The following is a 12,262-nucleotide window of genomic DNA, read 5'->3' as shown; positions in this document are numbered from 1 at the left end:
GAGCGCGCATCGTGAACATCGATCAGGCCGATTTCCTGGCGCAGGCCGGGCTCGATCCGGTGCTGGGCCATGTGGTCAGCGGCTGGGCCGCGCCCGACAGCACGGTCTCGCTGCTGGACGCCGACGGCACCAAGCTCGCCACGGCGGTCGCCGACCGGCAGCGGCAGTTCATCCGCAACCCGCCGCTGAACGACCGCTGCGGCTTCCGCCTGGCGCTGCCCGCGGCGCTGCTGGACGGCGCCGAGCACAGCCTGCGCGTCACCGCCGCCAGCGGCGAGGACCTGCCCGGCAGCCCCTTCCGCTTCCGCGCGACGGCCGCCCGCGGCGGCATCGACCATGTCGCCGACCAGCTGGTCGCCGGCTTCGTCGAGCTCGACCCCGCCGCCCCCGAGGCGCCGGTGACGCTGGCCGCCGTGATGGGCGACGAGACGGTGGCCCTGGCCGTGGCGCAGCCCGACCCGGCCAACCCGGCCCGCCGCCGCTTCGTGCTGCTGCTGAATGGCGGCGAGCGCCCGGCCGGCCACCGCATCCTGCATGTCGGCATCATCGGCGCGGCCGGCCACCTGGAGGCGAGCCCCGCCATCCTGCCGCCGGCAGCGCCCGCCATCCTGCGGCTGCGGCCGCAGGACCGGCCGATCAGCATGGCGATCAAGATCTCGGCGCCGAATATCCGCGTCGCCAATGAATGGGGCGACTACCACTTCGCCCGCCAGCTGGGCGCTGCGCTGCAGAAGCGCGGCTGGGTGGTGCGGGTCGACTGCCAGGACGAGTGGGAGCGGCGCGGCGACGACGTGGCGCTGGCGCTGCGTGGCCGGCATCGCTACCGGGTCGATCCGCAGGCGGTGAACCTGATGTGGCAGATCAGCCATCCGGACCGCGTCGCCGATGGCGAGATGGATGATTACGACCACATCTTCGTGGCCTCCGACATCTACGCCAAGATCCTGGCGCCGCAGACCCGGGCGCCGGTCAGCCCGCTGCACCAGGCGACCGATGCCAGCGTCTTCCACCCGCCGGAGGAGCCGCTGCCGCTCGAGCAGACGCCGCTCTTCGTCGGGAACTCGCGGAAAGAGTACCGGACGCTGGTAAAATGGTGCGTCGATGCAGGGATCGATGTCGCCGTCTTCGGCTCGCTTTGGGAAGGCGTGATCCCGGAGCGCTTCATCCGCGGCCGCTTCATCTCCAACGCCGAGCTGCACCAGTGGTACGGCTCCTGCGGCGTGCTGCTGAACGACCATTGGGACACGATGCGCGACTTCGGCTTCCTGTCGAACCGGCTGTTCGACGCCTCGGCCGCCGGCGCCTTCATCATCACCGATGCGGTGCGCGGCCTGTCGGAGGTCTTCGGCGACGCCGTCGAGGTGGCGCGCGACGCCGACGAGCTGAAGCGCAAGATCGCTTTCTACCTGTCGAACCCCGAGGCCCGGGCCGAGAAGGTGGCGCGGGCGCGCAAGATCGTGCTCGACAACCACACCTTCGACCACCGCGCCGACACCATCGCCGCCGCCTATCACCGGCTGGCCGCCCAGCCGCGGCGGGCAGCGTCCTGACCTGATCTGAAGGGGGGCCGGTCGGCCCCCTTTTCAATGGCGCAGCGCGGCCAAGTTCTCGGCCAGCCAGCGCGACAATAGCAAAGAACCTTCGGGCAGGCGCCGGCCGGCGCGGTGCAGCAGATGCGCGCTGGCCTCGGCCAGCACCGGATCGGCCAGCGGGATGGCGCGCAGCCGGCCGGCCGCCAGCTCGCCGCTGGCGGCGAATTCCGGCAGGAAGGTCACCCCCATCCCGGCCAGGACAAAGCGGCGCAGCAGCTCGACCGAGCCGGTCTCCAGCCGCGGCGTCAGGCGAAAGCCGCCATCGGCCTCGGCACGCGCCAGCAGGTGGCGGATGCCATGGCCGGTGGAGAGCAGCGCCGCCGGCTCGGCCGCCAGGTCGGCCAGGCGCAGCGGGCCGTCGCCATGCGGGTGGTCCGGCGGCACGAGCGCCACCAGCGGCTGCCGGGCGCGGGCCAGGCTCTGCAGCAGCGGATGCGCCGGCGGGTTGTAGGCGAGGCCGAGCTCCGCCTCGCCCTCGGCGACGGCGGCCTGGATGCGGTCAGTGCCGCCGGGGACCACGACGAAGCGCAGGCCCGGATGCTGCGCCGAAAACCCGGCCAGCCCGCGTTCCAGAAGATCGGCCAGAAAACCGTCGCCGCAGCAGAGGCGGATGGTGCCCTCCAGCCCGCCGCGCAGCCGGCGCAGGTGGTCGCGCAGCGCAGCGCCCTCCTCCTCGCGGCGCTGGGCGTGCAGGGCCACGGCCTGGCCGGCCTCGGTCGGCTGCACGCCGCGCGGCAGGCGCTCCAGCAGCGGCTGGCCGGCCTCGGCCTCGAGCTCGGCGACCTGGCGGCTGACCGCCGAGGGCGCCACATGCAGCGCCGCCGCCGCCGCCCGGATCGAGCCGGCCCGCACGACGGCCAGAAAGTAACGCAACGCCCGGTCATTCATCGCCGCATGATGGGCGGCGGCCCCGGCAACCAAAAGGCCGAAAAAACGTTGGCTTTGGCATGGAGCAGCACATCACCATCGCCCGCCCGGCCGCCGCAGTCTTCGCCTATTTGGCGAAGGCCGAGAACATGCAGGTGTGGCTGCCGCAGCTGCGCCGCGACGAGACCTCGCTGCCGCGCGCCGGGCTGGACGGCGATGCCGCCGCCGGCCGGCTGCGCTGGTCTTTCGACCCGGCCGGCGAGTGGCAGGTGGAAGACCATGGCAAGCTGACCGTGCTGCGCCTGCTGATCACCGCCCGCAGCGTCCGCCCCAACGACCCGACCGAGCGCGAGACGCCGGAACAGGCTCTGGCGCATGGCATGGAGGCCGCGCTGCAAAGCCTGAAGTCGCATCTGGAGCAGGCCGGCGGCGGCGACCCCGAGCTGCCCATGCCGGATGCCGACCAGCGCGTCTATGGCCACAAGCCGGCCCCCGGCCAGGATCCCTGAACGCGCCCTAGCTGAGCGCCAGGTCGCCGACGAAGGGGTCGAGCGGCTGGAAACGGCTGGCCGCCTCGCGCAGGTCGCGGCTGGCATGGGCCCAATAGGCCAGGGTCACGTCGAAGCCATCGGCCACCAGCTGCTGCACCGCCGGCAGGTAGTCGCCATCGCCGGCAACCAGGGTGATGCGGTCATGGTCCGGCCGCGCCTGGGCATAGGCGTCGCGGCACAGCCGGGTGACCAGGCTGGTGTCGACCTGCTTCTCGCGGCCGTCATAGGCGCGCTCCACCACCATCACCTCGAAGCCGGCGCCCTCGGCATGGCGCCAAAGCGCGGCATTGCCCAGGGTGATGCTGCCGAACAGCACGGCGCGCACCGGCTGCTCCAGCCATTGCAGCAGCGCCATCAGCCGGTGCAGGTCGAGGCGATAGCCGAAATCGGTCACATGCCGGTCGCGCGCATCGGAGAGGTTGCGCGCCAGCCCATGGCTGACGGCGCTGACCTTCTGCGCCTCGATGAAAAGATTGCTGCAATCGACATAGGCCAGATGCACGGAGGGCGGCCTCCTTGCTGGGGCAGGCACGCAGCTTAGGCGCGATCGGCGCCGGATGCGACCTTGGCTGTCTTCAGGCCTGGCTCAGCAGCTCGTCGACGGCGCGCAGCAGGGCGGCCCGATCGGCCTCGTCCTCGATGCGGCCGACCGGGCTGCCCAGCCGCGCCAGCGGGACGGTCGCCAGGTCGAAGGGATTGGCCAGCAGCCGGCGGCCGGCGACGGTCAGGCCGGGGGTCAGCCAATGCTCCCCGGCGCCGAGGGCCGCCGGCTCGACCAGCGGGATGACCAGCCGGCCGGCGGCCCGCTCCAGCCGGGTCGATTGCAGCGAGACCACGAAGGGGATGGCCGGATTGCGGCCGGGATTCCGGAAGAGGTCGAATTGCGGCACGGGTCAGAGCGTCGAGAATTCATCGGAAAGAAGACCGTGCCCGGCCTGGAAGCGGTTGGCGCCGTCGACGACGCGGTCGATGGCGGCATCCTCGGCGCGGCGACGCGCAGCCTCCTGCTCGACGAAGGCCGCCAGCAGCGCCTCCAGCGTGCCGTTGACATTGCGGGTATAGGCCCGCGCCTGGGTCAGCAGGTCGGCATTGATGGTGACGTTGATCGCCCGCTTGGGGGCGTTGCGGTCATAGCCCATGGGACGTGGTCCATGTGGATGCCATGGGGATGAGGATAGGGGCTAGGGGGTGGGCGAGTCGAGGCGCTGCATGACGCCTGTGATTTCGAAATCGTAAGATCTCGACATTCCCCGAAAATTCCCGTCATCTGCTATTTAAAGCCAAGATCAAGCTGTGATGGCCGGTGCCACGACGCCTTGCCGGGATCTACCGGCTTTGCGACGCGAGGCGCTGGTTAATATCTCAGCCACGATCCTGGCCCCATTAGCTCGGTGAAACCTCGGCAGCAGGCAATGGCCCCTGCCATCGGCACGGGACTCCATGACGCTCTTTACCGAGACTTGCCAAGGCATGGTGACAGGCCTGCGCCGGAGCTCGGACCGGACAGCGCCACGGACCGGGTTGATCGAGGCCAGAACTTCACTTCTCTCCATCAACGCCGACCAAGGGTTATCGATGTGACGACCTTTAACCTGACCCCGCAAGACGATTATTTTGTCGGTGGAGATGGAGACGACGTCTTCTACGTCGCGACAAACATCACCCGGCTGGCGGGCTCCGATGTCCTCATCGGCGGCAATGGCACCGACGTGTTGCAGCTTTCCTCGCCCTTGCTGTCGCTGGGCTATACGCGGCTGGAGGGGCTGCAATCGATCGAGGTGATCGACCTGCGGGCCGCCATCACCAGCCTCTCCGTGAGCCTCGATGCCGCCACGGTGACGCAGGCCAGCGACATGCGGCTGACGTTGCGGTTCTCCAGCAACAGCATGAGCCTCGACACCGCGCTGGTGGGCGGCGTCGGGCACGTCGTCCTGGATGGTACCGGTCAGGTGACCCTGCGCAACTTCGCCGGCCAGTCGGTGGAGATCGCCGACGGGGTGAACGGCAAGGTCGCCGGCGGCGAGTACAACGACCGTGTCGTCGGCGGCACGGGCAACGACACCATCCAGGGCAATGCCGGTGACGACGACCTGTTCGGCGGCGCGGGCCATGATGCGCTCGATGGCGGCGCGGGCCATGACGTGCTGGACGGCGGCAACGGCAACGACACATTGAAGGGCGGCTCCGGCTTCGACCTGCTCGCGGGTGGCGCCGGACGTGACACCCTGACCGGTGGCAGCGAGTCCGACACCTTCGTGGTCAGCGCCGGCGCGCAGATGACCATCACCGACTTCGACATCGCCGATCCGCTGGAGAAGATCGATCTCCGCGCCTTGGCCGGCGTGACCGATTTCGCTGCCCTGCAACTGGCGCAGAGCGGCGCCAATGCCCTGGTCACCGTTGCCGGCACCACGATCACCCTGCAAGGGGTCCAGGCCTCCACCCTCAAGGCCAGCCACTTCGTCTTCGCGGGCGACAGCCGCTGGACTGCCGCCGAGATCATGACGGCCGAAGCCTTCATGACCCTGACGCCGGAGGTGGATATCGCGACGGGCACCAGCGGCCGCGACATCTTCGCCGTCACCGGCATGATCTCCCGCCTGACCGGCGACGACCGTATCGATGGCGGCGCCGGCGACGATATCCTGCGCATCTCGGCGGCGTCGCCCTCGATCAGCGAAACCCGTCTGGCCGGCCTCAAATCGATCGAGCGGATCGACCTCGCCTCCTCCACCGGCTCGGCCGAGATCCATCTCGACATGGCGGCCGTGGACCAGGCCGAGGATGACCGGCTCACCGTGGCCTTCGGCAGCAGCACGCTCGTCATCGACACCAAGCTGGTCAACGGCTTCGGCCGCGTGGTGCTGGAGGGCAGCGGCGACATCAAGGTCGTCAATTACGGCATCCAGACCTTCGATCTCGCCGATGGGCCGGGCAACCAGGTCACCGGCGGCGAAGGCCAGGAATTCATCCAGGGCGGATCGGGCAATGACCGGATATCCGGCAATGCCAGCGAGGACGGGCTGAAGGGCGGCGGCGGCGACGACCTGCTGGATGGCGGTCTCGGCAATGACTACCTCCACGGCGAGGCGGGCGACGATACCCTGGTCGGCGGCGCCGGCCTCGACCTGCTGGCGGGTGGCTCGGGGACGGATACCCTGACCGGCGGCAGCGATTCCGATACCTTCGTGGTCAGCGTTGGCGCGCAGGTGACCATCACCGACTTCGACATCACCGACCCGATGGAGAAGATCGATCTCCGCGCCCTGACCTCGCTGACCGGCTTCAATGGCCTGCAGCTGGCGCAGAGCGGGGCAGACACCATCGTCACCGTCGCCGGCACCAGCATCACGCTGAAGGGCGTCCAGGCTTCGGCGCTGACGGCCAGCCACTTCGTCTTCGTGGGCGACAGCCGCTGGACCGCCGCCGAGATCATGACGGCAACGCCGCGCTTCAGCCTCACGCAGGACGCCGACACGGCGACCGGGACCGGCGGCCGCGATGTCTTCGCGGTCACCGGCATGATCTCCCGCCTGACCGGCGAAGACCGCATCGATGGCGGCGCCGGCGACGATGTCCTGCGTATCTCGACCATCGCTCCCTCGATCAGCGAAACCCGGCTTGCCGGCCTGACCTCGATCGAGCGGATCGACATGTCCTCGGCCACCAGCCCGACCGAGATCCATCTCGACGTGGCGGCGGTAGACCAGGCCGAAGGCGACCAGCTCACCATCGCCTTCGGCGCCAACACGCTGACCATCGACACCAAGCTGGTGAACGGCTTCGGCCATGTCGTGCTCGAGGGCAGCGGCCCCATCAATGTCGTCAACTACGGCATCCAGACCTTCGAGCTAGCTGACGGCGCGGGGAACCTGGTCAATGGCGGCGACGGCCAGGAATTCGTCCAGGGCGGGTCCGGCAACGACCGGATCTACGGCAACCTGAATGACGACAGCCTGAAGGGCGGCGGCGGCGACGACCTGCTCGACGGCGGCATCGGCAACGACCAGCTCTTCGGCGAGGATGGCAACGACACCCTGGTCGGCGGCCTCGGGACCGATGTGCTCGATGGCGGCGCCGGCGACGACAAGCTCAGCGGCGGCGACGACGCCGATATCCTGACCGGCGGCGCCGGCAACGACACCATGGACGGCGGCCCCGGCGAAGACACGCTGAACATCGGCTTCGGCAACGACACGGTGACCGGCGGCGGCGGCGGCGACACCTTTGTCATGCTGGTCGGCGGCGGCAGCACCACCATCACCGATTTCGACCTGGGCGACCGGCTGGAGCGGATCGACCTCCGCGCCTTCGGCAGCATCACCAAGTTCGACGACCTGTCGATCTCGGACACGCAGCAGGGCGCGCGCATCACTCTCGGCAACGGGACCGTGCTGACCCTGTCCGGCGTGGCGGCGGCCGACCTGAAGACCGACCAGTTCATTTTCTCCGGCGAAGATGCCCTGGCCTACAAGGTCTCGGTCGGCGCCAGCGCCAGCTCGCTCTCCGCCCTGCTCAACGGCGCGCCCGCGGGCGCCGTGGTGACGCTGGCGGCCGGCGATTTCTACTTCGACAGCATCATCGAGATCGAGCGCAGCGACATCACCCTGCAGGGTGCGGGCAGCGGCAAGACGATCATTCATTCGACGATCCCGGACACCGCGCCCAGCGCCGCCCTGCTGGTCCATTCCGACGATATCCGCACCACCAGCGGCTTTCTCACCGCCAACACGGCGCTCGATGCGACGCAGATCACCCTGACCTCGCTCGGGACCATCAAGGTTGGCGACGTCATCTACATCGCCCAGCCGAATGACGACGCCTATCTGGCGGCGACCGGGAATACCGGGCTGATCTACCCGACCGATCTGCCCACCGACCAGCCCCGCTACGTCCTGCGCGAGGCGATGGTCGAGGTCACCGCCATCTCCGGCAATACCCTCACCCTCTCCCACCCGCTTCCCTATGCCTTCGAGGCTGGCAAGACCTATATCCAGGAAGCCCGGCTGCTGGAGAACGTGACGGTCAGCGGCCTGACCATCACCGTCGACGGTCCTGCGGCCGACCCGAACTACTTCGAGAATGAGAACGAGGCCTGGAACGGTGTCCCGACCATCGAGTTCGACCAGGTGCGCGGCTCGACCATCAAGGACGTCACCGTCCTGCAGTCGCATTCCATCCCCTTCAAGTTCCAGCGCAGCTTCGAGGTCAGCGGCGACGGCCTGACCGCCGACGGCGCCCATAACAAGGGGTCGGGCGACGGCTACGGCCTGTACCTGTCGGAAGCCTTCGCCAACCACTTCACCGACATCACCATGCTGAACGTGCGGCATGGCGTGATCACCTCGAGCTTCAGCGCCGAGCACTACAACTACGTCGAGGTCACCTATACCAACCGCGACATCAATTTCCATGGCAGCCCCGACGCCGACAACACGGTCATCATCCACAAGATGGTGCTGAGCTACGGCGACGCGGACGAAGCCACGGAATGGCGCGCGGTCTCGCCCGGCGTCTTCCCGGTGCATCCGCAGTCGACCATCACCGCCAATGACATCCGCTTCGACTATGTGGTGGCGGGCAGCCGTGATGACTACCTGACGGCCTCCGACAACGGCGCCTACATGGATGGCGGCGCGCTGGGCGACACGCTGATCGGCGGTGCCGGCAACGACACGCTGATCGGCGGCTCCAGCAACGACACCCTGACCGGCGGCGGCGGGCGCGACCTCTTCCCGCGCGATATCTTCGCCGGGACCGACATCATCACCGACTTCCAGGGCGGCAGCAGCGGCGACAAGCTGGTGCTGCAGGGCTACGCCTTCACCAGCTTCGCCGAGCTCAGCGTCACCCAGGTGGGCGCTGACGCGCTGATCGATCTCGGCAATGCCGGCTCGGTCAAGCTGCTGAACTTCAAGGCCAAGGACTTCACCGCGAACAATGTTCAGTTCGTGGCGCGCGGCGTCGGCAGCGTGATCGATGCGACCGGCAGCATCACCCGGGTGATCGGCAGCGATGGTGACGACACCATCACCGCGACCAAGTTCGTGCTGGAGAGCGGCCTGCCCGTGACGGGCGGCAGCGGCTTCGACACCCTCAAGGTGAATGGCGGCTTCATCACCGCCAATACCGCGACCTTCGGCACCTTCAAGAGCATTGAGGCGCTCGATGTCAGCGCCATTGCCTCGATCAACCTGAAGTTCAGCGACGCCATCCTCAATCAGGCTGCCGGCAGGCAGCTGGCGCTGATCATCGGCGACAGCGGCAATGCCGCGGTCCTCGATGTCGGCACGCCGGCAGGCGGCGCTGCGCTGGTCATCGATGGCAGCCGGGCGGTCACCCTGTCGGGCGCGCGCGCGCAAACGATCCATGTCGGCGATCGGGTGGGCGGCACGGTCAATGGAGGATCGGCAGCGGACACCGTCATCGGCGGCAGCAAGGTCGATGTCTTCGACGGTGGGGCCGGCAACGACCGGCTCAGCGGCAAAGCTGGCAACGACAAGCTGTTCGGCGGCGCCGGGGACGACATTCTGGAAGGTGGCCTCGGCGCCGACCAGCTGACCGGCGGCGACGGAAACGACACGGCCAGCTATGTCTCCGCTACAGCGCGCGTGATCGTCGATTTTGAGAAGCCCTCGGTCAACAGCGGCGAGGCTGCCGGCGACAGCTTCGAAGGCATCGAGAACATTGAAGGCTCCCGCTTCGAGGACAGCCTGCGCGGCGACAGCGGCGCCAATATCCTCATCGGCCTCGACGGCGATGACGCGCTGCATGGTCGCAACGGCGACGACATCCTGATCGGCGGCCTGGGGGCGGACTATTTCAACGGCGGATCGGGCCGCGACAGCGTCTCCTACATCGACGCCACGGCTGGCGTGCTGGTCGACTTCGAGAAGCCGCAGATCAACACCGGCGAGGCTGCCGGCGACAGCTTCCTTGCCGTCGAGAACATCATCGGCAGCGCTTTCGCCGACCAGCTCCGCGGCAATGTCGGCGCCAATGTCATCAGCGGCGGCGATGGCGACGATGTGCTCTACGGCCGGGCGGGCAACGACACGCTGATCGGGGGCGCCGGTGCCGACGTGCTCAATGGCGGCTCGGGGACCAACACCGCCTCCTACATCGACGCCAAGGTCGGGCTGACCGCGGATCTGGCGGTCACCACCAACAACACCGGCGATGCTGCAGGTGATGTCTACGCTTACGGCTATATCCAGAACCTGACGGGATCGAACTTCGCCGATATCCTCAACGGCGATGCCCAGAACAACACGCTCGATGGCGGGATCGGCGCGGACACCATGGCTGGCCGCGGCGGCAACGATATCTATATCGTCGACCATGTCGGCGATAAGGTGATCGAACTCGCAAATGAAGGCATCGACACCATCAAGGCCAGCGTGAGCTACAGCCTGGCCGGGCTGGAGGTCGAGAACCTGACGCTCATGGGAACGGCCGCCATCAATGCCACCGGCAATGCCCTTGCAAACCTGATCGTCGGCAATGCTGCGAACAACATCATCGACGGCGGCGCTGGCGCCGACACCATGCGAGGCGGCAAGGGCGACGATTATTACATCGTCGATGACATGGGCGACGTGGTGATCGAGGCTGGTGGCAGCGGAAACGACACAGTTCGCAGCACCGTTTCATTCAACCTCGGAAGCCAGTCGATCGAGAACCTGGTCCTCAGCGGCGCCGCCACGATCAACGGCATTGGCAATGCCCTGAACAACAGCATCACCGGCAACTCCCGCGCCAATATCCTGGACGGCGGCGCCGGCGACGACATTCTCAGCGGCGGCGGCGGCAATGACGTTCTCAAGGGGGGTGCCGGGAACGACACGCTGACCGGCGGGAGCGGCGCCGATCAGTTCCATTTCAACACGGCTCTCAGCGCCTCGAAGAATTTCGACACGATCGCCGATTTCACCGCCGGCGAGGATTCGATCTACCTTGCCGCGTCCATCTTCAAGGGCCTTGGCGCAGCCGGAAAATTGTCTGCGACGGCCTTCCATGTCGGAAGCGCAGCCGCGGATGCGGCGGACCGCATCATCTACAACGCGTCCACCGGTGTGCTCAGCTACGATGTCGATGGCAGCGGCTCGGCATCGGCGATCCAGTTCGCCTCCCTCGGCGCCGGGTTGAGCCTGACCCATGACTATTTCTTCGTGAGCTAGGCTCGGGACCCATAAGCCTGAGCTCGCGTCCCGAGGGGGCCGTGATCCCATGGCAGCCAGAGGGGTTGCCATGGCTGACTTGTGCGGGAAGGGTGCCGCGCCGATGCGGCCCCACCTGCCGTGTGCTCAGGAATTGCTGGACGACAAGAGCTCTTATAGCCGCCGCTTCCGCACCCCGCTCATCGCCCGCGGCGTCATGCTCTGCATTCCGTCAGGCAACAGCCGGAGGATCCCCGTCCCCTGCGATGGGGCGTTCTACCGCCAGCGCCACCGCATCAAGAACAAGTTCGGCGCATCGGGGATGGGTGCCCTGTCGCCCTGCGCTACGACCGATGCGCCCATATCGTCTTCCAGGCCATCTGCCTGTCCGCAAGTCTGCTCGCCTGGATCGATGAGTCCGGCGAAGGGGTCGAGCGGCTGGAAGCGGCTGGCCGCCTCACGCAGATCGCGGCTGGCATGGTCCCAATAGGCACGTCGGGCGAGTTGCGCGCCAGCCGCTGGCTGACGGCGCGGGCCTTCTGCGCCTTGATGAAAAGATTGGTGCAATCGACATAGGCCAGATGCACCGCGGTCGGCCTTCTTGCTGGGCAGGCGCGCAGCTCAGGCGCGATCGGCGCCGGATGAGACCAGGGCCGTCTCACGCCTCGGTTTCTGCGACCGGCGACGGTCAGGCCGGGGGTCAGCCAATGCTCCCCGGCGCCGAGAGCCGCCGGTTGACCAGCGGGATGACCAGCCGGCCCGGTTGCGGCCGGGATTCCGGAACAGGTCGAATTGCGGCACGGGTCAGAGCGTCGAGAATTCGTCGGAAAGAAGACCGTGCCCGGCCTGGAAGCGGTTGGCGCCGTCGACGACGCGGTCGATGGCGGCATCCTCGGCGCGGCGACGCGCGGCCTCCTGCTCGACAAAGGCCGCCAGCAGCGCCTCCAGCGTGCCGCTGACGTTGCGGGTATAGGCCCGCGCCTGGGTCAGCAGGTCGGCATTGATGGTGACGTTGATCGCCCGCTTGGGGGCGTTGCGGTCATAGCCCATGGGACGGGGTCCATGTGGATGCCATGGGGATGAGGATAGGGGC

At 67.9% G+C, this 12,262-nt stretch carries 8 protein-coding genes; 3 read left to right on the top strand and 5 right to left on the bottom strand.

Translation table 11 applies throughout. The annotated features are described in order from the left end of the window. Positions 1-11 precede the first annotated feature (11 nt). Positions 12-1,550 carry a glycosyltransferase gene (locus GVN67_RS14860; protein ID WP_159997284.1) on the top strand — a complete coding sequence of 513 codons (1,539 nt, stop codon included), beginning with the start codon at positions 12-14 and terminating at the stop codon, positions 1,548-1,550. A 33-nt stretch (positions 1,551-1,583) separates the two neighbouring features. Here GVN67_RS14860 and GVN67_RS14855 read toward each other — a convergent pair whose 3' ends face one another. Further along, positions 1,584-2,465: a LysR family transcriptional regulator gene (locus tag GVN67_RS14855; protein WP_200845265.1), complete on the bottom strand. Its 882-nt coding sequence runs from the start codon at positions 2,463-2,465 to the stop codon at positions 1,584-1,586. Positions 2,466-2,539: 74 nt separating this feature from the next. Here GVN67_RS14855 and GVN67_RS14850 point away from each other — a divergent pair, with 74 nt between their 5' ends. Further along, positions 2,540-2,968: an SRPBCC family protein gene (locus tag GVN67_RS14850; protein ID WP_159997280.1), complete on the top strand. Its 429-nt coding sequence runs from the start codon at positions 2,540-2,542 to the stop codon at positions 2,966-2,968. 7 nt (positions 2,969-2,975) lie between these two features. On the opposite strand, the gene GVN67_RS14845 is transcribed toward GVN67_RS14850, so the two are convergent. The 3 genes from GVN67_RS14845 to GVN67_RS14835 all read right to left on the bottom strand — a co-directional run bounded on the left by GVN67_RS14845 (position 2,976) and on the right by GVN67_RS14835 (position 4,149). Further along, entirely contained in the window at positions 2,976-3,512 is a 537-nt protein-coding gene (locus GVN67_RS14845; RefSeq protein WP_159997278.1) for an NYN domain-containing protein, read from the bottom strand. A gap of 73 nt (positions 3,513-3,585) precedes the next feature. After that, positions 3,586-3,900, bottom strand: a complete 315-nt coding sequence (locus tag GVN67_RS14840) for a CcdB family protein (protein ID WP_159997276.1) — start codon at positions 3,898-3,900, stop codon at positions 3,586-3,588. Between the two features lie 3 nt (positions 3,901-3,903). Continuing rightward, positions 3,904-4,149 carry a type II toxin-antitoxin system CcdA family antitoxin gene (locus GVN67_RS14835; protein WP_159997274.1) on the bottom strand — a complete coding sequence of 82 codons (246 nt, stop codon included), beginning with the start codon at positions 4,147-4,149 and terminating at the stop codon, positions 3,904-3,906. Between the two features lie 438 nt (positions 4,150-4,587). On the opposite strand from GVN67_RS14835, the gene GVN67_RS30450 reads away from it, so the two are divergent. Continuing rightward, positions 4,588-11,190 (top strand): hypothetical protein, encoded by a 6,603-nt coding sequence (locus GVN67_RS30450; protein WP_159997272.1) that lies wholly within the window; start codon positions 4,588-4,590, stop codon positions 11,188-11,190. A gap of 783 nt (positions 11,191-11,973) precedes the next feature. Here GVN67_RS30450 and GVN67_RS14825 read toward each other — a convergent pair. Continuing rightward, complete coding sequence (locus tag GVN67_RS14825) at positions 11,974-12,219, bottom strand: type II toxin-antitoxin system CcdA family antitoxin (protein WP_159997270.1); 246 nt, start codon at positions 12,217-12,219, stop codon at positions 11,974-11,976. Positions 12,220-12,262: the final 43 nt, after the last annotated feature.

Origin of the sequence: Roseomonas sp. 18066 (assembly GCF_902706185.1) — a bacterium.
Lineage (GTDB): Bacteria > Pseudomonadota > Alphaproteobacteria > Acetobacterales > Acetobacteraceae > Pseudoroseomonas.
The sequence above is the reverse complement of the archived record's forward strand: the minus strand, read 5'-3'. Positions and strand labels throughout refer to the sequence as shown.